Raw genomic sequence first — 20877 nt, 5'->3', positions numbered from 1 at the left:
GTCCCGGTCGGATACGCCCTGGTGGGCGGTCCGGACGGACTGCCTCCGCCGGGCGGCCGCAGCACCGGTACGCTGCCGTACGCCGCCCAGCACCGCGCACGAAAGGCAGCCCCACCTGTGACTGCAATTCCCCCGGGCCGTACCCGCAGAGTCGCGATGGTGAGCGCCGTGTGCGCCCTGGCGGTGACAGGGACGGCGGGGCTGTCGGGGTGCGCCAGTGAGGACCCGGACGCGGGCACGAACGGGGTCGGAAAACTGCCCGCCGCCACCATCCAGGCGAAGACGAAGAAGGCCGCCGAGGACGCGAAGACGGTACGGCTGTCCGGGACCGTCGTCTCGAACGGCACCACGTACACCCTCGACATGCGCCTCAAGTCCGACGGCGGCACCGGCTCGGTGACCTCCAAGGGGGCCAGTTTCCGGCTGCTGCGGGTCGGCGAGCACCTGTTCCTCAAGGCCGACGCGCAGTTCTGGGCGCACCAGGACGACAAGAACGGCGACAAGGCGGGGGACACCGCCGCGGCCGACAAGCTGGAGGGCATGTACGTGAAGGTGCCGAGCGGCGACCCCGCGTACAAGCGGTTCAGCGGCTTCACCGACAAGGACGTGCTGCTCGACGGGCTGCTCGGCCTGCACGGGGCGCTCGCCACCGACGGGCACCACGAGCAGGCCGGGGTCCGCACCATCCGCATCACCGGCGACAAGGGCTCGGGCGGGGCCCTGGACGTCTCGCTGAAGGGCACCCCGTACCCGCTGCTGCTGGTCCGCGCGGGCAACGCCGGCACGCTCCGGCTGACCGACTGGGGCAAGGACTTCTCGCTGGAGGAGCCCTCGGAGAAGGAGACGGTCGACTACGGGCAGCAGCTGCCCACCTCGTAGCCCGCGCACCGGCCCGCGCCGTCGCCCGGTCCGGGGCCCGCTAGCGGCGCTTGCGGCGCTTCAGCAGGAGGCGCGGGAGCGCGGCGGGGATCGCCTGCCGGGTGGTCGCCGCGGTCGGCAGCGGCCGCTGTGCGAGTGATCCGTCGGGCAGCCCGGCGGTCGCGCCCGTCGGTTCCAGGCGGACGAGCCGGCACTCGCGGGCCCAGCGCTCGGGCATGGCCTCGCCGTCGGGCGCGTTCAGCCGCTTGCCCTTGAGCTCGCCGACGGCGGCCTCCCACTCCGGGGTGCCCGCCGCGAGGTCGGTGACGCGCGCCGACCAGGAGACGAGCCGGCCGCCCTTGTCCTTGCTGCGCACGGTGACGACCGCCTCGCCCCCGTCGGCCAGGCCGGGCAGCGGCTGTTCGCCGGGCCCGTCGCCGACCAGGAGGACGGCCCCGTCGGCCCAGACGTGCCAGAGCGGACGGGTGGGCACCTCGCGGTCCGGACCGGGAGGTGCCGGCAGGCTGCCGGCGCGCACCCAGATCAGCCCGGACTTCTTGGTGGCCTCCTCGATGAGGGCCCGGTCGAGCAGCTCGTGCGTCATGGGGCCCAGCCTATCCAGGCCCTCCTAGAGCCAGCCGTTGCGCTTCAGGATGCGGTGGATGGAGAGACAGAGCCCGACCGTGACGGCCATGACGACCGGGTAGCCGTACCGCCAGTGCAGCTCGGGCATGTGCTCGAAGTTCATTCCGTACACACCGCAGACCATCGTCGGTACGGCGATGATCGCGGCCCAGGACGTGATCTTGCGCATGTCCTCGTTCTGCGCGACGGACGCCTGCGCGAGGTTGGCCTGAAGGATCGAGTTGAGCAGTTCGTCGAAACCGAGGACCTGCTCCTGGACGCGCGCGAGGTGGTCGGCGACGTCACGGAAGTACTTCTGGATGTCGGGGTCGACCAGCCGCATCGGCCGCTCGCTGAGCAGCTGCATCGGGCGCAGCAGCGGCGACACCGCCCGCTTGAACTCCAGCACCTCGCGCTTGAGCTGGTAGATCTGCCCGGCGTCCGTGCCGCGCGGCGAGCCCTTGCGGCCCGGCGAGAACACCTCGGTCTCGACCTCGTCGATGTCGTCCTGCACGGCGTCCGCGACCGCGATGTACCCGTCGACGACGTGGTCGGCGATCGCGTGCAGCACCGCCGAGGGGCCCTTGGAGAGCAGCTCGGGGTCGTCCTGGAGCCGGTGCCGCAGCGCGCGCAGCGAGCCCTGCCCGCCGTGCCGGACGGTGATGAAGAAGTCCCCTCCGGTGAAGCACATCACCTCACCGGTCTCGACGATCTCGCTGGTCGCGGTGAGCCGGTCGTGCTCGACGTAGTGGATGGTCTTGAACACGGTGAACAGGGAGTCGTCGTAGCGCTCCAGCTTGGGGCGCTGGTGGGCCTGCACGGCGTCCTCGACGGCCAGCGGGTGCAGGCCGAACTCCCGGGCGATACCGGCGAATTCGTCCTCCGTGGGCTCGTGCAGGCCGATCCACACGAACCCGCCGTCGCGGCGCACCTGGCGCATCGCCTCGTGCGGGGTGAGCTGGGTGCGCGTCTCGACGCGGGCGCCGTCGCGGTAGACGGCGCAGTCGACCACGGCCGACGGGGTGCCGGGGTCACGGGTGGTGTCGTACGAGCCACTGTCCTTGCGCAGCGGCGGACGGGGGCGGACCGCGGCGCGCAGGTCACGGATCATCGACATGGCAGGCTCCTTTTCGCAACGGAGGCGGCCTGCGACGGGTGGAACTACCCGGAATGGGGACGTCCTGACTGCGGATGTTTGGCACGTCCACAAAGCGGGGAGCACCGCACCGTCGCGGTGGCAGCTTCGCTACTGATTCAGATCGGACAGATCAGGGGTTCAGATCGGACAGATCAGGCGGAAACGAAGCGCTCTTCCGTGGTGCACCGGGCAACGCTGACACGTATGCACACGATTGCGGGAGACGGCAGCCGGCAGGACTGAAAGACCAGCGGGACCAGCTACGGACTCAGCGACAGGAAGAGCGGGTGGTACTGCACGATCGACTTCGATCCATTGCAGCCCCACCTCCTCCGGTCGGTCCCCCGTGGGGGACGAGCCATCCCCCGAAGGGGAGTCTGTCTCCCTCCGAAGGGGAGTCAGATCAGTCTCAGTGCGCCGGAGCCTTCGGAGCCAACTCCCGCAGCGCCATGAGGGCATGAGGGGTGCGTCCGATACCAGCTGCTCCGACCAGCGGCCAAGACTATCAGCGCACCGATGTGTCAAGGCGCAGCTTTGCGCGTTGTTGACCACGGGGTGCGGTGCCCGCCCAGGTGGGCGGCCCCGCCTATGCTCGGCGCATGGCAGATGTTCTCCCCCTGGTCGAGGCCCGTTTGCGCTCCGCGCTGGGCGAACCCGACGCGCGCGCCGCGGTCACCTTCCTCGGTACCGACCGCATCGAGGTGGTGCGCTTCACAGAGGGCGACGTCGTCCGCTACGCCACGCTCGGCATGTCCGCCCAGCCGATGGCCGACCCCACCGCGGCGCTGGCCGACCCGGTGAAGGGCCCGCGCGCCGAGCTGATCCTCTCGGTCCGCCCGGCCGGCGCCGACACCGACAAGGTGCTCCGCCCGCTGGCCGTCCTCGCCGCCTCGCCGCAGGTCGAGGGCCTGATCGTGGCCCCCGGCGCCTCCCTCGACGTGGGGGAACCGCTGTGGCCCGGCGCGCCGTTCACCTCGGTCCTGGTCGCCGAGTCCGGCGGCCTGGTGGAGGACCTGGAGCTCGACGAGCCGGCCGATCCCGTGCGGTTCCTGCCGCTGCTCCCCATGACCCCGAACGAGGCGGCCTGGAAGCGGGTGCACGGCGCCGCCGCACTTCAGGAGCGCTGGCTGAACGGCGGGACGGACCTGCGCGATCCGCTGCGCAAGTCCGTCCCGCTCGACTGATCCCCGAGCCTGACGGGACGTCAACTGCCCTGTCCCTCAAGTGAGTCGGTGACCTCGGTCCGGTTCGGGCCGGCTCGTCCGGCCCTGCCGGTTCAGTTCGCGAAGACCGTGACACCGTCCTCGGCGGCGTGGGCCGGCTCCAGCTCCTGTGCCTCGTGGGTGAGGGCGTGCCGCCGGACGAGGACCACCACGGCGCCCAGCAGCGCGGTGACCGCGGCCACCACGAACGGGATGCGGATGTCGGTCCACTCCTCGATCTTCGGCGCGAAGAACGGCGCCGCGGCGGCCGCGAACCAGCGCACGAAGTTGTAGCCGGCGCTCGCCACCGGTCGCGGCGCGTCGGAGACCCCGAGGGCCAGCTCCGTGTAGACGGTGTTGTTCACGCCGATGAAGGCGCCGGACAGGATCGTGCAGACGATCGCGGTGGTGTGGTCGCCGTACCCGAGGGCGAGGACGTCCGCCGCGAGCAGCACCAGCGAGCCGCCGAGCACCTTGAGCGAGCCGAACCACGCCTGCATGCGCGGTGCCACGATCACCGAGAAGACCGCGAGCAGCACACCCCAGCAGAAGAACACCGCGCCCGACTTGTAGGGCGTCATGTTCAGCACGAACGGGGTGAAGGCCAGCACGGTGAAGAACGTGTAGTTGTAGAAGAACGCGGATGCCGCCGCGGAGGCGAGGCCGCCGTGCCCGAGGGCGCGCAGCGGGTCGAGCAGGGACGTCTTGCGCGCCGGCTTCGGCTGTTCCTTGAGGAACACCGTGATGCACAGGAAGCCGATCGCCATCAGGAACGCGGTGCCGAAGAACGGGTAGCGCCAGCTGGCGTCACCGAGCAGTGCGCCGAGCAGGGGGCCGCAGGCCATGCCGAGGCCGAGCGCGGACTCGTAGAGCAGGATCGCCGCCGCGCTGCCGCCGGCCGCGGCGCCGACGATCACGGCGAGGGCCGTGGAGACGAACAGCGCGTTGCCGAGACCCCAGCCCGCCCGGAAGCCGACCAGTTCGCCGACCGACCCGGAGGTGCCGGCGAGCCCGGCGAAGACCACGACGAGCGCGAGGCCGAGCAGCAGGGTCTTCTTGCCGCCGATGCGGCTGGAGACGAAGCCGGTGACCAGCATCGCCACGGCGGTGATCAGGAAGTACGAGGTGAAGAGGAGCGACACCTGGCTCGGGGTCGCGTCGAGGCCCTTGGCGATGGACGGCAGGATCGGGTCGACGAGCCCGATGCCCATGAAGGCGACGACGGACGCGCCGGCCGTCGCCCAGACGGCCTTGGGCTGGCGCAGGAGGCCGCCCGCCCCCGCGTCGAACGTGTCCCCTTCGGCGGGGGCTTCCGTGCTGCTGATCATGCCCGCTCCTTCACTGCGTACCGGCCAGATCGTTGTGCTATACACACGATAAGTTAGGTGGCCTAATTAATGCAAGATACACGCAGTTTTGTCGTGTCAGGCACACGCCGGACGGGTGATCGTCCTTGACGCGAGGAAGGACGGGGAGGACCGTTGGGCTTTATGAGGGGCGAACCCAGTTGCCCGAAGTGTGGTGGCCGGGTCAGGGCTCCCGGCCTCTTTGCCGACTCGTGGCAGTGCGACGTGCACGGCACGGTGCATCCGCTGCAGCCCGTGATCCCGCCCAGCGTCGAGGCCCTCGGTGTGGTCGTGCACCGCGCCCGGGTGCCGGTGTGGATGCCCTGGCCGCTGCCCGTCGGCTGGCTGTTCACCGGCGCCTCCTTCGCCGGTGACGACCGCAGCGGCGGGCGTGCCACCGCTGTCGCCTGCTCGGGCCCCGGACCGCTCGGCGGCATGGGTGAGCTGATCCTGGTCGCCGAGGAACTCGGCGTGGGCCTCGGCGCGCGGTACGCGGGCGTCGACGGACCGGACCCCGGCCCCTCCATGAACGTCGAGAAGCCCCCGCAGGCGAAGGTTCTCGCGGCCGGCCGCCCCACCCCCCTCTGGCATGTGCCCAGCGCCCCCGACGACCGCGCCGTCTTCGCGGGCGAGGCCCTCGGAATGTGGCTGTGGGCCGTCGTCTGGCCCGAGCAGACCGGGCTGCTGATGTACGACGAACTGGTGCTGACGGATCTGCGGGACGCCGGCGCGGAGGTCGACCTGCTGCCCTGCGGGGCACTGTCGCCGCGGATCCTGGAGCCCTGAGGCCCGTCTCCGGGGCCCACGAGGCAGGCTGCGGCGCCGGGGAACGCCGCGCCCCCGCCCGTCCGCTGGTGTAGGGGGCGCTCGGCCGGTTCGGGTGTGACAGGAGTGCCTCGGATTCCCGTTATCCTTGAGCGTCCCGTCCGTCCCGTCACCGCTTGGAGTCCGCGTAGTGCGCATCGACCTGCACGCCCACTCCACCGCGTCCGACGGCACGGACACCCCCGCCGAGCTGGTGCGCAACGCCGCCGCGGCCGGGCTGGACGTCGTCGCGCTGACCGACCACGACACCACCCGCGGGTACGCCGAGGCCGTCGCCGCGCTGCCCGAGGGGCTCACCCTCGTCACCGGCGCCGAACTCTCCTGCCGCGTCGACGGCATCAGCATGCACATGCTGGCCTACCTCTTCGACCCCGAGGAGCCCGCCCTGCTCGCCGAGCGCGAGCTGGTGCGGGACGACCGGGTGCCGCGCGCCCAGGCCATGATCGCCAGGCTGCGCGACGGGGGCGTGCCGATCAGCTGGGAGCAGGTGGCGCGCATCGCGGGCGACGGGTCCGTCGGCCGCCCGCACATCGCCTCCGCGCTCGTCGAACTGGGCGTCGTCGACACCGTCTCCGACGCCTTCACCGAGGAGTGGCTCGCCGACGGCGGCCGCGCCTACGTCCCCAAGCACGAGACCGACCCCTTCGAGGCGATCCGGCTCGTCAAGGGAGCCGGAGGCGTCACGGTCTTCGCGCACCCCGCGGCGGCCAAGCGGGGCCACACCGTGCCCGAGTCGGTGATCGCCGAGCTGGCCGCGGCGGGCCTCGACGGCATCGAGGTCGACCACATGGACCACGAACCGTCCACCCGGGCCCGACTGCGCGGCCTGGCGGCCGAACTGGGGCTGCTCACCACGGGCTCCTCCGACTACCACGGCAGCCGCAAGACCTGCGTGCTCGGCGAGTTCACCACCGACCCCGAGGTCTACGGAGAGATCACCCGCCGTTCCACCGGGGCGTTCCCCGTCCCGGGAGCCGGCGGAGCCTGACCCCGGAGGCTCCCCTCCTGGTCCGGAGCGCCGGGCGGACACCCGCCGGCCACCGGTCGCCGACGCCCGGCCGACCTGAACCGGATCCCCACCGTCACGGCGTGTCCGCCGTACCGCACGGCCCTTCCCTGTAGGCGCCCGCCGGTCCCGGACGGTTCGTGCCGCCCGCCGCCGAACCGCCCCTGTGGGCCGGTCCGTGCCGTCGGGCGCACGTGACCTCCGGCGCCCGCCGGATCCCCGCCGCCCGGCGCCCGTACGCGCCAGGTCCCCGTCCCGCCGCCCGCGGGACGCCCGCCCACCCCGGCGGACGGAACACCCGTCCGCCCCCGCTCACCACGCGCAAGGCTCTTCCTCACCATGTTCGACGTCGCCGTCTTCGGCTCCCTCTTCCTCACGCTCTTCGTCATCATGGATCCCCCCGGGATCACCCCGATCTTCCTGGCGCTCACCGCGGGCCGCCCGGCCAAGGTGCAGCGACGGATGGCCTTCCAGGCGGTCTGCGTCGCCGGCGGCGTCATCACCGTCTTCGGGCTCCTCGGCCACCAGATCCTGAACTACCTGCACGTCTCCGTGCCCGCGCTGATGATCGCGGGCGGACTACTGCTCCTGCTCATCGCCCTCGACCTGCTGACCGGCAAGACCGACGAGCCGAAGCAGACCAAGGACGTCAACGTCGCCCTCGTGCCCCTCGGCATGCCGCTGCTCGCCGGGCCCGGAGCGATCGTGTCCGTGATCCTCGCGGTGCAGAAGGCCGACACGGTCGCCACGCAGGTCTCGGTGTGGACCGCGATCCTGGCGATCCACGTCGTGCTGTGGATCGTGATGCGCTACTCGCTGCTGATCATCCGTGTCATCAAGGACGGCGGCGTGGTGCTCGTGACCCGGCTCGCGGGCATGATGCTCTCCGCGATCGCGGTGCAGCAGATCATCAATGGCGTCACCCAGGTGATCCAGGGGAGCTGAGCCACCGGGCCCCCGGCTCCGGACGCGCACCCCCCGGACACGCAGAACCCCGTACGGCATACGTGCCGTACGGGGTTCCGAAGTCTCTACATCAATAGACGGCCGCGGTCCGCAGCGCCGCGTGTCGGCGCCACCGGTCGCGTCCTCGCACTACGGGAAGTATTACGAAGCGGTCGAATCGGCGGGGCGGATCCACAGGCGCTGTCCGATGGCGGCGGCCTGCTGAACGATCCTGTTGACGGAGGCGGCATCCACGACGGTGCTGTCCACGGGGGTTCCGTCGACATCGTCGAGTCGCATGATTTCGAAGCGCATGGGCTTCTCCCTTCGTCTGGTCATCCTCCTGAGGAGAACTACTTGTAGGGAAAGCCGGGGCATCGGTGTCCCGGCTTCCGTATGTATCCAACGGGATGCTTGTTACAAACATTCCCTACGCTAAGGAAATTTTTCGAGAACCTAATTACTGAGCGGTAAGCCGGGTGGCGGAGACTGACCGCCGCCGGTTGTGTTCGCAGCGTGACCGCCGGGACAATGGTCGTGATGAACGACGACCACGCGGCGCTCGCCGCCCGCATCGACCGCACGAACGAGCTGCTCCAGCGCATGCTCGCCGAGGTGGCGAAGACACCCTCCACGCACGCGATCTTCGTCGACGCCGGCTATCTGTACGCGGCCGCGGGACGGCTCGTCGCCGGCACGGAGGACCGCCGTTCGTTCGACCTGGACACCGAGGGTCTCATCGAGGCGCTCATCGACCGGGCCCGCACGATCTTCGCCGACAGCCGGCTGCTCCGCGTCTACTGGTACGACGGCGCCCGGCGCCGCATCCACACCTCGGAGCAGCAGTCGATCGCCGAACTCCCCGACGTCAAGGTCCGGTTGGGCAATCTGAACGCCAACAACCAGCAGAAGGGCGTCGATTCACTCATCAGGTCCGACCTGGAGTCCCTCGCCCGGCACCGCGCCATCAGCGACGCGGCCCTGCTCGGCGGCGACGAGGACCTCGTCTCCGCGGTCGAGGCGGCGCAGGGCTACGGGGCCCGGGTCCACCTCTGGGGCATCGAGGCACCCGAGGGCCGCAACCAGGCCGAGCCGCTGCTCTGGGAGGTCGACAGCCAGCGGACGTTCGACCTCGACTTCTTCAAGCCGTACGTGGCGCGCAGGACCGCCCAGTCGTACGACCCGACGGCGGCGGCCCGGCCCAGCCGGGAGGACGTGCGCTTCGTGGGCGCCCAGATCGCCGCGAAGTGGCTCGCCGCGCGGGGCAGGGAGTCCCTCGTGGATCTGCTGCCCGGCCACCCCTACCTCCCGGGGTCGGTCGACCAGGACCTGCTGGTCGAGGCCGAGGGCCTGCTCCAGTACTCGCTGCGCGGACAGTCCGACCTGCGACGCTCCCTGCGGGACGGCTTCTGGGAGCACCTTCAGGCGCAGTACTAGGCCGGTCCGTCGGCCCGCGCCCGTCAGCTGTCCGTCAGTCGTCCGTCGTGTCCCAGAAGGCGGCCAGGGCGCGGGCGGTCTCCAGCGGCTGATCCGTGTTGGGGGAGTGCTCCGCCCCTTCCACGACCGTGCGCCGGGCAGCGAGTCGTACGGCCATGTCGTCCAGCAGATGCACCGGCCAGGTGTCGTCGTGTTCGCCGGAGATCACGTGCTGGGGCAGCAGCACGGCGGCCAGTTCGGCGACGCGGTCCGGTTCCGTGCACAGCTGGCGTCCGGTGGCGACGAGCTGGGCCGGGCTGTTGGCGAGCCAGCGGCGGCGGAGGTCCGCGAGGTCGTCGAGTCCCGCGTCGAGGCCCCCGGTCTCGGTCTCCTCGGGCGGCTCCATCGCGCGGATCGCCTCCCACACCTCGTCCATGCCCATCACGGCGAGCGCGTCCCGCAGCAGCTTCACGCGCTGCTGCTGAGGCGTGGAGATCTGCGCGGGGCCGGAGGCCATGAGGGTCAGCGAACGGAAAGGCGACGGGTCGAGCAGCACCGCCGCCCGGGCGATGTGGCCGCCCAGAGAGTGCCCCAGGAGGTGGACGGGGGCGCCGATCGCGGCGGCCTGCGCGAGGGCGTCACGTGCCAACTCGTCCTGCGCGTAAGGGGTTTCGTCGTCCAGCGGTCCGCCGGTCTCGTACTGCCCACGCCCGTCCACGGCCACCGTGCGATACCCCGCCGCAGCGAGCGGCGCGTGCAGAGCGACGAAGTCCTCCTTGCTGCCGGTGAACCCGGGCAGCAGCAGCACGGTCCCCGTCAGCGGCCCGTCCGGCGCCGCGTCGAGCACGGCGAACTCACCGCGCGCGGTCGCCAGGCGGTACGCGCGGACACCTGCGGGCGGGACGAACGTGTAGGGCCTGCTCATGCACAGGAGGCTATAGGGCACCCGTGAAGGCCGCTCGGGGAGGTGAGGGGCACCCGTGGCCCGGTGCGCCGCGGCGGGGCGGCACGCTCCCGGCCGGGCGCCCGTCGGGGCGGGAAACGCCGACGGCCCGGTCCCACCAGGAGGTGGGACCGGGCCGTCGGGCAGGAGATCAGCTCTCCGCGGGCTCCGTGGCGGCTGCCTTGCGGGTGCGGCGGCGGGTGGCCGGCTCGGCCTCCGCGTCGTCCGTGGCCTGGGCCGGGATGTCGGCGTCGGCGACGGCCTTGCGGGTGCGTCGGCGGACGGGCTTGGCCTCGGCCGTCTCGGTGGCCTCGGCGGTGTCCGTGACGGTGCTCGCGGCCTTGGCGCGGGTGCGCCGCGGCTTGGCCGGAGCCTCCGCGACACCCTCCGCCGTGTCGACCACGGCCTCCGCGGCCTTGCGGGTGCGGCGGGTGGCCGGCTTGGCCTCGGCGTCGTCCGTGGCCTGGGCCGGGATGTCGGCGTCGGCGACGGCCTTGCGGGTGCGTCGGCGGACGGGCTTGGCCTCGGCCGTCTCGGTGGCCTCGGCGGTGTCCGTGACGGTGCTCGCGGCCTTGGCGCGGGTGCGCCGCGGCTTGGTCTCGGCGACCGCCTCGGCGACCTCGGTCGCGGCGGCCTCGACGGTGTCGACGACGGCCTCAGCGACCTTGCGGGTCCGACGACGGGCCGGCTTGGCGGGCGCCTCGGTCACCTCGGCGGTCTCGACGACCGTCTCGGTGACCGGTGCCGCCTCGGCGGTCTTGCGGGTCCGACGACGGGCCGGCTTGGCCGGGGCCTCGACGGCGTCCGCGACGACCTCGGCGGCGACACTCTCGACCACGGCCTCCGCCGCGGTCACCGCGGCCTCGGCGTTCTCGATCGCCTCGATGCTCTCGGCGGTCTTCCGGCCCCGGCGACGGCGCGGCTTGGCCGCCTCGTCGGTGACGCCCTCGGCCGTCGCCACGGCGGTCACCGCGGTCTCGGCCACCGGAGCGGTCGTGGCGGCCGGCTGCTCGGAGCCCGATCCTCCGCGCGTACGACGACGGCGGCGCGGCGTCCGGGGCTCGGTGGCCCCGTCCGACGCGGGCGCCTCGGTGGTGACCTCGGGGGCTGCCGAAGGCGTCGCCGCCGCCTCGCCGTTGCGCGTGCGGCGCCGGCGGCGCGGGGTGCGCTCCGAACGGTCGCGCTCACGCTCGACAGGGGTGGCCACCGGCGCGGCCGAACGGCCACCGCGGCCACGCGGACCGCCACGGCCGCCGGTCTCGCCCAGGTCCTCGACCTCTTCGGCCGCGAGCCCGGCGCGGGTGCGCTCGGTACGCGGCAGGACACCCTTGGTGCCGGCCGGGATGCTCAGCTCCTCGAAGAAGTGAGGAGAGGTCGAGTAGGTCTCCGGCGGGGCCGGGAAACCGAGGTCCAGCGCCTTGTTGATCAGCTGCCAGCGCGGGATGTCGTCCCAGTCGACGAGGGTGATCGCGATGCCCTTGGCACCCGCGCGGCCGGTACGGCCGATGCGGTGCAGGTACGTCTTCTCGTCCTCGGGGGACTGGTAGTTGATGACGTGGGTCACGCCCTCGACGTCGATACCGCGGGCGGCGACGTCGGTGCAGACCAGCACGTCGACCTTGCCGTTGCGGAAGGCGCGCAGCGCCTGCTCGCGGGCGCCCTGGCCGAGGTCGCCGTGGACCGCGCCGGACGCGAAACCGCGCTGCTGGAGCTGGTCGGCGAGGTCGGCCGCCGTGCGCTTGGTGCGGCAGAAGACCATCGCGAGACCGCGGCCGTCGGCCTGCAGGATCCGCGCGACCATCTCCGGCTTGTCCATGTTGTGCGCGCGGTAGACGAACTGCTTGGTGTTCGCGACCGTCGCGCCCACGTCGTCCGGCTCCGAGGCGCGGATGTGCGTGGGCTGCGACATGTAGCGACGCGCGAGACCGATGACCGCGCCCGGCATGGTCGCCGAGAACAGCATCGTCTGGCGGCGGGGCGGCAGCATGTTCATGATCTTCTCGACGTCGGGCAGGAAGCCCAGGTCGAGCATCTCGTCGGCCTCGTCGAGGACGAGCGCCCTGATGTGGCCGAGGTTGAGCTTCTTCTGGCCCGCGAGGTCCAGCAGACGGCCCGGGGTGCCGACGATGACGTCGACGCCCTTCTTGAGGGCCTCCACCTGGGGTTCGTAGGCGCGGCCGCCGTAGATGGCGAGGACGCGCACGTTACGGACCTTGCCGGCTGTCAGCAGGTCGTTGGTCACCTGGGTGCACAGCTCGCGCGTCGGGACGACGACGAGGGCCTGCGGGGCGTCGGTCAGCTGCTCGGGCGTCGCCCGGCCCGCCTCGACGTCCGCGGGTACGGTGACGCGCTCCAGGAGCGGGAGGCCGAAGCCCAGCGTCTTGCCGGTGCCGGTCTTCGCCTGGCCGATGACGTCGGAGCCGGAAAGGGCCACCGGGAGCGTCATCGCCTGGATGGGGAAGGGGTTGATGATGCCGACGGCCTCAAGGGCTTCGGCCGTCTCGGGAAGGATTCCGAGCTCTCGGAAAGTCGTAGTCAGGGTGCTGCCTCTTCTGTGTACGCGGTGCGAGGCGAGCGCGGGGGTCGTGACGGGACCGTGCCGGGGACGTCGGCCGCTCTGTGACGGGCGGGCCGAGTGGCATGGGACCACTGCCGACGCTCGAGCTCTCGTGCCGCTGAGGGTTCCCTCCGGATGCCGTACGCAATGTGCCGTACCGACGAGGAGGGCTGTCGGGTCGGAGCCGATCGGGCCTCCGACCGGGCATCCTCATTCGTGCGGCCCGACACATACTCGCCGGGCGCATTACCACCATACCCCGGATTCGCGCATATGCGATGGCCGGTTCGGTCACGTAGTCGTCGTCACACTGGTTGACCAGGGACTTCCCCCGTGCGGTGAGAGGGCTATTGTGCGCTTCATGACGACGCCTGACAACGCCGCTGAGAAGCCCGCCGAAGCCCCCGCAGACACCGCTCCGACGGCCACCGGAGTCGCCGCGCAGAACTGGGACACGGCCTCCGCCGACCCGCAGTACCGCGCCGCGGTGGTGGACCTGCTCGGAGCGCTCGCGTACGGCGAGCTGGCGGCGTTCGAGCGGCTCGCCGAGGACGCCAAGCTGGCGCCCACGCTGAGCGACAAGGCGGAGCTGGCGAAGATGGCGTCGGCCGAGTTCCACCACTTCGAGCAGCTGTCGAACCGGCTCACCGCGGTCGGCGCCGACGCGGGCCAGGCCATGGACCCCTTCGTGGCGGCCCTCGACGGCTTCCACAAGCAGACGGCTCCCTCCGACTGGCTGGAGGGCCTCGTCAAGGCGTACGTCGGCGACTCGATCGCCAGTGACTTCTACCGCGAGGTCGCCGCCCGCCTCGACTCGGACACCCGCGGGCTGGTCCTCGGCGTCCTCGACGACACCGGGCACGCCAGCTTCGCGATCGAGAAGGTGCGCGCCGCGATCGACGCCGACCCGCGGGTGGGCGGCCGGCTCGCGCTGTGGGCGCGACGACTGATGGGCGAGGCCCTGTCGCAGTCGCAGCGGGTGGTCGCCGACCGTGACGCCCTCTCGACGATGCTCGTGGGCGGCGTGGCGGACGGGTTCGACCTCGCGGAGGTCGGCCGGATGTTCTCGCGCATCACCGAGGCGCACACCAAGCGGATGGCGGCCCTGGGGCTGGCCGCCTAGCACCCGCCCGCTCGGACGGGTCCCGGCCTCCGGGACCATGGGCCCGTCCTGGCCGCGGCGGACCGCGAACGGCTGCCGGTGCGGCTATCCGCGCGGCTGCCGCTCCCTCTCGTCCCGCTGGCGCCCGCGCGGACGGAACCCGCGGATCCCGCCGGACGGACCGGGCGGTCGCCCGGCGTCAGGCCGTGGCCGAGCGTCGGCGAAAACGCTCCTCCGGGCGGAGCAGCAGCGAGAGCAGCGCCGCGGAGACGGCCACCGCTCCGGCGAGGATGACGAGGAAGTGGCCGGAGCCGAGCGCGGTGTGCGTCAGGAAGGCGCCGAACAGGCCTCCCGCCACCCCCGTCGACAGGACCAGGCTGCGGGCCGGCAGACGGTGCGGCAGGCGGTACGAGGCCGCCCATGCCAGAGCCAGACCAAGCAGCGCGGAGCCGAGCGCTTCCAAGAACATGGTGGGGTGTCCCTCCCTCACGGCCGGTGCAAATCGGTCGTAGCCGGTCCTACCCGTGGCGTGCGGAACGCAACCCTCCCCTGTGCTCGAACTGTGCTCCATCTGTGGAGGAGTTCGCGCGGGGCGGAATGCACGCGAAGGGTCCGGTGACGTCGCCACCGGACCCTTCGTGTACCTCCGTGCCGCTCTGTGAACCTCTTACAGAGCGCTGAATCCGACCTTGCGCTGCGTGGGCTCGCCGAGCTCCACGTAGGCCAGGCGGTCGGCCGGAACCAGGACCTTGCGGCCGTGGTCGTCCACGAGGCTGAGCAGCTGCGACGTGCCGGCCAGCGCCTCCGACACCGCGCGCTCGACCTCTTCCGGGGTCTGACCGCTCTCCAGAACGATCTCGCGGGGCGCGTGCTGCACGCCGATCTTGACCTCCACGGCTTTGTCCCTCCGACGGTCAGTCATGTGCGCGTTCGTACGCGCCGTACGCAGCACACATTAGCCCGGTGAGGGGACCTGCACGCTCCGCCCGGGAACGCCAGGAGCGAACAGCGGACGGGAACAAAGAAGCGGCCGGGGGATGTGCCCCCGGCCGCTTCCGTGTGCTCGGGCCGATCGATGCCCTGCCCGCTCAGTGCTGGTCGGTGCCGTGCAGCGGGAAACCCGCGATGCCGCGCCAGGCGAGCGAGGTCAGCAGCTGCACCGCCTGGTCGCGCGGGACACTGCGGTCGCTGTGCAGCCAGGAACGGGCCACCACCTGGGCCAGACCGCCGAGCCCCGACGCGAGGAGCATCGACTCGGCACGCGAGAGACCGGTGTCCTCCGCGATGACGTCGCAGATCGCCTCGGCGCACTCGTGCGTCACCTTGTCGACCCGCTCGCGGACCGCGGGCTCGTTGGTCAGGTCCGACTCGAAGACCAGCCGGAAGGCGCCGCCGTCGTCCTCGACGTACGCGAAGTAGGCGTCCATCGTGGCCCGGACCCGCAGCTTGTTGTCCGAGGTCGACGCGAGCGCCGTGCGGACCGCCTGGAGCAGGGACTCGCAGTGCTGGTCCAGCAGGGCGAGGTACAGATCGAGCTTTCCCGGGAAGTGCTGGTAGAGGACCGGCTTGCTGACGCCCGCGCGCTCGGCGATGTCGTCCATGGCGGCCGAGTGATACCCCTGCGCAACGAAGACTTCCTGGGCGGCGCCGAGGAGCTGGTTGCGTCGGGCACGGCGCGGCAGGCGAGTGCCCCGCGGGCGTGCCGCCTCTGTCTGCTCGATGGCTGTCACGCCGCCTCCCAAAATTGTCCACTGCGGTGTGCGCCGCGCCGCCATCGTACTTTTCGGTAACCGTGCTGTGTGCGGTGCGAGCGCAGAATTTCACGGACCGGACGCCGACGGCGGCGGCGCACAGGGGGCCGAAGGGGACGAGCTGGGCGCCCGCCCCTCGCTACGGCCCTGATCAGCGGTGTCGCGTCACCTGTAGTCGTCCTCGTTCTGCCGGACGACCCGGGCCTGCTCGGCGCGATCCCCTTCATCGGCGCTGAGGGGATCGCCCGGGGGCTCCGGGTCCAGGTCCTCGGCGGGATCGACCTCGCTGGCCTGCTCGGCGGCGTCCGCCTCCGGGGCCTCCACGTCGAGGATGTCCCGGAACTGGTCGTCGAACGTCGTGGGATCTGTCGGGTCGACTGTCATGGTTCCTCTTCCCGAACGGTACGAGTGCGCTCCTGACGTACCTACGAGTGCCCTCGATCGAAGCCTAGGAGACACGCGATCGGGGCGCTATGCGATCCCCGGACGATCTGTGACGGCGAACACATGAGCCCCGGCGTGATCGTCTCGTAACATTGCGGCATGTCTTCGACCGAACTCCCGTCCGCGCTGGCCTCCACCGTCACGCCCAGGGTCGGTGCCGTCAGGGTCGCGGAGGGCGAGCGGCTGCGGTCGGTCGGGCTTCCCGGGGTCACGCTGACGGTCCGGTCGAGGCCCCCGGCCCGCGCGGGGCTGCCGCCCGCTCTCTACGTGCACGGCCTGGGCGGCTCCTCGCAGAACTGGTCGGCGCTCATGGCCCGCGTCGACGGGCTGGTGGACAGCGAGGCCCTCGACCTCCCCGGTTTCGGCGACTCGCCGCCGCCGGACGACGGCGACTACTCGGTCACCGGACACGCGCGCGCGGTCATCCGTTATCTCGACGCGTCCGGACGCGGGCCCGTCCACCTCTTCGGCAACTCGCTCGGCGGTGCCGTCTCGACGCGCGTGGCCGCCGTCCGTCCCGACCTCGTCCGCACGCTGACCCTCGTCTCGCCCGCCCTGCCCGAGATCCGCGCCCAGCGGAGCGCCTGGCCGACCGCGCTGCTCGCCCTGCCCGGGGTGGCCGGTCTGTTCACCCGCCTGACCAGGGAGTGGAGCGCCGAGCGACGCGTCCGCGGGGTGACGGCCCTCTGCTACGGCGATCCCACCATCGTGACGCCCGAGGGGTTCCGCGACGCGGTGGAGGAGATGGAGCGGCGGCTCGCGCTCCCCTACTTCTGGGACGCCATGGCGCGTTCTGCGCGCGGGATCGTCAACGCGTACACGCTGGGCGGCCAGCACGGGCTGTGGCGGCAGGCCGAGCGCGTGCTCGCTCCGACCCTGCTGGTCTATGGCGGCCGCGACCAGCTCGTCGGCTACCGTATGGCCCAGCGCGCGGCCCGTGCCTTCCGCGACTCCCGGCTGCTGACTCTGCCGGACGCGGGGCACGTCGCCATGATGGAGTATCCACAGACGGTGGCCACGGCCTTCCGTGAACTCCTCGCGGACCAGGGAGAGTTGACCTCCGAGGCGGCAACCGGCGCGGAGAGCTGAGGCGGGAAGTGGGACGACACAGTCGTCGGGGGCGGGCCGACAAGGCGGAGACCTCGCAGACGCGAGCGGTACCCGAGGCGGAGCCGTCACCGGAGCCGGGCCCTGACCGGACCCGCCGAGCGGCGGCGCCCCGTCCCGGCGCCCTCGGGCCCTACCCGCCGGCGGGCACGGCCTCACCCCGCAGCGCACCACCGCGCGCCGACGCGACGCCGGCCCACGGATTCCCGCAGGCCTTCGACGGCACCCCCGCGCGCGGGGTGCCGCGTTTCGCGGACGGCACCCCGGCGCACGGGGTCCCGCGCTTCCAGGACGGCACCCCCGCGCACGGCGTACCGCGCGTCTTCGACGGGACACCCGCCCACGGGACACCACGACTTCCCGACGGGACACCCGCCCACGGGATGCCCCGGGTCCGGGGCGGACACCCCGAGCAGCGTGAACAGGGCGGCGGCTGGGGGGAGTCCCGGGCCGGCGCGGCCGCGCAGGGAGCGCCTCTCGGGCCGACGGTCCCGCGCCCGCGCCAGGGGCACCCGACCGCCCCCCGGCAGGCCTACGTCGACGCGTTCGACGTCGCCACGGACGAGGACGACGACCTCTTCGCGCCCCGTGCGGGCGCTCCCGGCCGCACGGCCGGCCCCCGGACCGACGACCCGTACGGCTCCGTCACGTCGTGGGACACGGAGGCCGACGGCTCCGGCGGACCCGGTGGACCGACGGTGCCGGAGACCGGGGAACAGGAGAAGGGCCGAGCCGGCAAGGGGCGGGCGTTCACCGGGATCGCCGCGGCCGCCGTCACCACCGTGCTCGCCGTCGTCGTCGCCGGACAGGTCGCGAGCGGACAGCACGACGCCGGCGCCCGGACCCAGTCCGCCGCGGGCGGCCGCGCGACCCAGGACCCCGCCTCGCGCGGGGACGGCAGGCCGACCCAGGCGGGCCACCCGAGCGTGGCCGCGGTGGCCCTGACGTACGACCAGAAGATGGCCAGGACGTACCCGCTCGGCGCGAAGCTCAAGGGGTCGGGGAAGTTCGACGCCGTGCCCGGGTTCGCCAAGGCGCCCGGCACGGGACGCAAGTACACCTACCGCGTCGACGTGGAACAGGGGCTCGGTCTGGAGGGTGCCCTCTTCGCCGAGGCCGTCCAGAAGACGCTGAACGACAAGCGGAGCTGGGCACACGGCGGAGCCCGCACCTTCGAGCGGATCAGTTCGGGCAAACCGGACTTCGTCATCACGCTGGCGAGCCCCGGGACCACCGCCGAGTGGTGCGCCAAGTCGGGCCTCGACACCACGGAGGACAACGTCTCGTGCGACTCGGCGTCCACCGAACGCGTCATGATCAACGCGTACCGCTGGGCCCAGGGCTCGACGACCTACGGTGACAAGATTCACTCCTACCGGCAGATGCTGATCAACCACGAGGTCGGCCACCGGCTCGGATACGGGCACGTCACCTGCGACAAGGACGGCGAGCTCGCCCCGGTCATGCAGCAGCAGACCAAGTTCCTCGACCACGACGGAATCCACTGCCGGGCCAACCCCTGGGCCTATCCCGGGAGTTGACAGGGGGCCCTCGGGCCACGTTGACATGCGCCGAAAGTTCGTTCATATTTTGGCGCATGTCGCCCCGTCACGCCTCCGTCTGCGCCGCCATCGAGCTGGCGCTCATCGGCGTGACCGCGCTGTGCGTGGCCGACATCGACTGTCGCTGACGCCCGCCCCCGGCGAGTGCGTCGCATTCCTTCTCGTCTCGTTTCCGTGCGCCCCTGAACCCCTCCGGTTCCCCGCGCCCGTACCTCCTCCGGTCCGGTCGGACTCCGACGCTTGACGCCCTGGGCGGGCTCCGTGCCCCGCTGTCTCATTCCGCGTCATTCCGTCTCAGTATTCGAACCATCCGAGAGGTCGTCTTCCGATGCGTCAACCGTCCCTCATAGCCCGCCGCGTGGCAGTGGCATCCGTCAGCCTGGTCGTGGCAGCGGGCGCCGCCGCCTGCGGCCCTGAGGACAACGATGCCAAGAGTTCCGGAGGCGGCGACTCCCAGGCGAAGAAGGGCGGCACGCTCAGCGTGCTGAACTCCAACCCGCAGTCGGACTTCGACCCCGCGCGGCTCTACACCTCCGGCGGCGGCAACGTGCCCTCGCTCGTCTTCCGCACGCTCACCACCCGCAACCGCGAGAACGGCGCCGCCGGCTCCCAGGTCGTGCCCGACCTGGCCACCGACACCGGCCGCCCGAGCAAGAACGCGACCGTGTGGACGTACACCCTGAAGAAGGGGCTCACGTACGAGGACGGTTCGCCGATCACCTCGGCCGACATCAAGTACGGCATCGAGCGCTCCTTCGCCGCCGAACTCTCCGGCGGCGCGCCCTACCTGCGCGACTGGCTCATCGGCGGGGCCGACTACCAGGGTCCCTACAAGGACAAGAAGGGCCTCGACTCGATCGAGACGCCCGACGACCTGACCATCGTCTTCCACCTGAACAAGCCGGAGGGCGAGTTCCCCTACCTGGCCACGCAGACGCAGTTCACCCCCGTCCCGAAGGCCAAGGACACCGGCACCAAGTACGAGCAGCACCCGGTCTCCTCGGGCCCGTACAAGGTCGTCAAGAACGAGAACGACGGTGAGCGGCTCCTCCTGGAGCGCAACACCCACTGGTCCGCGTCGACCGACGCCGAGCGCAAGGCCTACCCGGACAAGATCGACGTACGGTCCGGTCTGGACTCTTCCGTGATCAACCAGCGGCTGTCCTCCTCCCAGGGCCCGGACGCCGCCGCCGTCACCACGGACACCAACCTCGGCCCGGCCGAGCTCGCCAAGGTGACCGGCGACAAGGAGCTGGCCTCCCGCGTCGGCACCGGCCACTTCGGCTACACCAACTACATCGCCTTCAACCCGAAGGTGAAGCCGTTCGACAACCCCAAGGTGCGCCAGGCGATCTCCTACGCCATCGACCGCAGCTCGGTCGTCAACGCGGCCGGCGGCTCCTCGCTCGCCGAGCCCGCGACCACGTACCTGCCGAACCAGAAGTCCTTCGGCTACACCCCGTACGACCACTTCCCGGCGGGCGCGTCCGGCAACGCCGCGAAGGCCAAGGAACTGCTGAAGGAGGCCGGCTACAAGAACGGCCTGTCCGTGACGCTGACGCACTCCAACAGCAAGGACTTCGAGACCAGCCCGGAGATCGCCACGGCGATCCAGGACGCTCTCAAGAAGGCCGGCATCACCGTCAAGCTCCAGGGCTTGGAGTCGAACGACTACAGCGACAAGGTCCAGAGCGTCACGACCGAGCCGGGCTTCTTCCTCGCCCACTGGGGTGCCGACTGGCCCTCCGGCGGTCCCTTCCTGGCCCCGATCTTCGACGGCCGGCAGATCGTCAAGGACGGCGCCAACTTCAACACGGGCTTCCTGAACGACAAGTCGGTCAACGACGAGATCGACGCGATCAACAAGCTGACCGACCTCGACCAGGCCGCCAAGCGCTGGGGCGCGCTGGACAAGAAGATCGGCGAGCAGGCGCTCACCGTGCCGCTGTTCCACCCCGTCTACAAGCGCCTGTACGGCAAGGACGTCAAGAACATCGTGATCAGCGACTGGACCGGCGTTCTGGACATCTCCCAGGTCGCGGTGAAGTAGC

21 protein-coding genes are annotated in these 20877 nt (G+C 71.5%); 11 read left to right on the top strand and 10 right to left on the bottom strand.

Annotated features, from left to right (window positions below; all coding sequences use genetic code 11):
- Window positions 1-117 precede the first annotated feature (117 nt).
- Window positions 118-879: a hypothetical protein gene (locus OG406_RS15025; RefSeq protein WP_267048466.1), complete on the top strand. Its 762-nt coding sequence runs from the start codon at window positions 118-120 to the stop codon at window positions 877-879.
- A gap of 40 nt (window positions 880-919) precedes the next feature.
- Here the strand turns inward: OG406_RS15025 and OG406_RS15020 are convergent, their stop codons facing one another.
- Entirely contained in the window at window positions 920-1462 is a 543-nt protein-coding gene (locus OG406_RS15020) for a hypothetical protein (RefSeq protein ID WP_267048467.1), read from the bottom strand.
- Window positions 1463-1486: 24 nt separating this feature from the next.
- On the bottom strand, window positions 1487-2599 hold the full coding sequence (locus OG406_RS15015) for a magnesium and cobalt transport protein CorA (RefSeq protein ID WP_164371908.1): 1113 nt from the start codon (window positions 2597-2599) through the stop codon (window positions 1487-1489).
- Between the two features lie 620 nt (window positions 2600-3219).
- On the opposite strand from OG406_RS15015, the gene OG406_RS15010 reads away from it, so the two are divergent.
- Window positions 3220-3804 (top strand): suppressor of fused domain protein, encoded by a 585-nt coding sequence (locus tag OG406_RS15010; RefSeq protein WP_267048468.1) that lies wholly within the window; start codon window positions 3220-3222, stop codon window positions 3802-3804.
- 92 nt (window positions 3805-3896) lie between these two features.
- Here OG406_RS15010 and OG406_RS15005 read toward each other — a convergent pair whose 3' ends face one another.
- Complete coding sequence (locus OG406_RS15005; protein WP_267048469.1) at window positions 3897-5150, bottom strand: MFS transporter; 1254 nt, start codon at window positions 5148-5150, stop codon at window positions 3897-3899.
- 162 nt (window positions 5151-5312) lie between these two features.
- Here OG406_RS15005 and OG406_RS15000 point away from each other — a divergent pair, with 162 nt between their 5' ends.
- From OG406_RS15000 to OG406_RS14990, 3 genes are all read left to right on the top strand, one after another.
- Window positions 5313-5954, top strand: a complete 642-nt coding sequence (locus OG406_RS15000; RefSeq protein ID WP_081219272.1) for a DUF6758 family protein — start codon at window positions 5313-5315, stop codon at window positions 5952-5954.
- 169 nt (window positions 5955-6123) lie between these two features.
- Window positions 6124-6981: a PHP domain-containing protein gene (locus OG406_RS14995; protein ID WP_266616318.1), complete on the top strand. Its 858-nt coding sequence runs from the start codon at window positions 6124-6126 to the stop codon at window positions 6979-6981.
- Between the two features lie 357 nt (window positions 6982-7338).
- Entirely contained in the window at window positions 7339-7944 is a 606-nt protein-coding gene (locus tag OG406_RS14990; protein ID WP_164371912.1) for a MarC family protein, read from the top strand.
- Between the two features lie 162 nt (window positions 7945-8106).
- On the opposite strand, the gene OG406_RS14985 is transcribed toward OG406_RS14990, so the two are convergent.
- Complete coding sequence (locus OG406_RS14985) at window positions 8107-8259, bottom strand: hypothetical protein (protein ID WP_106983652.1); 153 nt, start codon at window positions 8257-8259, stop codon at window positions 8107-8109.
- A 225-nt stretch (window positions 8260-8484) separates the two neighbouring features.
- On the opposite strand from OG406_RS14985, the gene OG406_RS14980 reads away from it, so the two are divergent.
- Window positions 8485-9381: an NYN domain-containing protein gene (locus OG406_RS14980; protein ID WP_164371913.1), complete on the top strand. Its 897-nt coding sequence runs from the start codon at window positions 8485-8487 to the stop codon at window positions 9379-9381.
- 34 nt (window positions 9382-9415) lie between these two features.
- Here OG406_RS14980 and OG406_RS14975 read toward each other — a convergent pair whose 3' ends face one another.
- On the bottom strand, window positions 9416-10285 hold the full coding sequence (locus tag OG406_RS14975; protein ID WP_329186170.1) for an alpha/beta fold hydrolase: 870 nt from the start codon (window positions 10283-10285) through the stop codon (window positions 9416-9418).
- A 169-nt stretch (window positions 10286-10454) separates the two neighbouring features.
- Window positions 10455-12749, bottom strand: a complete 2295-nt coding sequence (locus tag OG406_RS14970; RefSeq protein WP_267048470.1) for a DEAD/DEAH box helicase — start codon at window positions 12747-12749, stop codon at window positions 10455-10457.
- A gap of 472 nt (window positions 12750-13221) precedes the next feature.
- On the opposite strand from OG406_RS14970, the gene OG406_RS14965 reads away from it, so the two are divergent.
- Window positions 13222-13983, top strand: a complete 762-nt coding sequence (locus OG406_RS14965) for a ferritin-like fold-containing protein (RefSeq protein WP_081221797.1) — start codon at window positions 13222-13224, stop codon at window positions 13981-13983.
- 178 nt (window positions 13984-14161) lie between these two features.
- On the opposite strand, the gene OG406_RS14960 is transcribed toward OG406_RS14965, so the two are convergent.
- From OG406_RS14960 to OG406_RS14945, 4 genes are all read right to left on the bottom strand, one after another.
- Window positions 14162-14431, bottom strand: coding sequence for a hypothetical protein (locus OG406_RS14960; protein ID WP_081219276.1), 270 nt, complete (start codon window positions 14429-14431; stop codon window positions 14162-14164).
- Between the two features lie 198 nt (window positions 14432-14629).
- Window positions 14630-14857: a DUF3107 domain-containing protein gene (locus OG406_RS14955; RefSeq protein WP_081219277.1), complete on the bottom strand. Its 228-nt coding sequence runs from the start codon at window positions 14855-14857 to the stop codon at window positions 14630-14632.
- A gap of 193 nt (window positions 14858-15050) precedes the next feature.
- Window positions 15051-15692, bottom strand: a complete 642-nt coding sequence (locus OG406_RS14950) for a TetR/AcrR family transcriptional regulator (RefSeq protein WP_081219278.1) — start codon at window positions 15690-15692, stop codon at window positions 15051-15053.
- 186 nt (window positions 15693-15878) lie between these two features.
- On the bottom strand, window positions 15879-16097 hold the full coding sequence (locus tag OG406_RS14945) for a hypothetical protein (RefSeq protein ID WP_164371918.1): 219 nt from the start codon (window positions 16095-16097) through the stop codon (window positions 15879-15881).
- A 159-nt stretch (window positions 16098-16256) separates the two neighbouring features.
- Here OG406_RS14945 and OG406_RS14940 point away from each other — a divergent pair, with 159 nt between their 5' ends.
- The 4 genes from OG406_RS14940 (at window position 16257) to OG406_RS14925 (ending at window position 20876) form a co-directional block, all read left to right on the top strand.
- Window positions 16257-17246 (top strand): alpha/beta fold hydrolase, encoded by a 990-nt coding sequence (locus OG406_RS14940; RefSeq protein ID WP_266847034.1) that lies wholly within the window; start codon window positions 16257-16259, stop codon window positions 17244-17246.
- An 8-nt stretch (window positions 17247-17254) separates the two neighbouring features.
- Window positions 17255-18805 carry a DUF3152 domain-containing protein gene (locus OG406_RS14935; RefSeq protein ID WP_329186164.1) on the top strand — a complete coding sequence of 517 codons (1551 nt, stop codon included), beginning with the start codon at window positions 17255-17257 and terminating at the stop codon, window positions 18803-18805.
- A gap of 56 nt (window positions 18806-18861) precedes the next feature.
- Window positions 18862-18954 (top strand): Ms4533A family Cys-rich leader peptide, encoded by a 93-nt coding sequence (locus OG406_RS14930; RefSeq protein ID WP_323178179.1) that lies wholly within the window; start codon window positions 18862-18864, stop codon window positions 18952-18954.
- 200 nt (window positions 18955-19154) lie between these two features.
- Window positions 19155-20876, top strand: a complete 1722-nt coding sequence (locus OG406_RS14925; RefSeq protein ID WP_329186162.1) for an ABC transporter substrate-binding protein — start codon at window positions 19155-19157, stop codon at window positions 20874-20876.
- The last annotated feature ends 1 nt before the right edge of the window (window position 20877 follow it).

The sequence above is a fragment of the Streptomyces sp. NBC_01428 genome (assembly GCF_036231965.1).
GTDB lineage: Bacteria > Actinomycetota > Actinomycetes > Streptomycetales > Streptomycetaceae > Streptomyces.
This window is presented reverse-complemented; position numbering and strand designations above follow the sequence as displayed.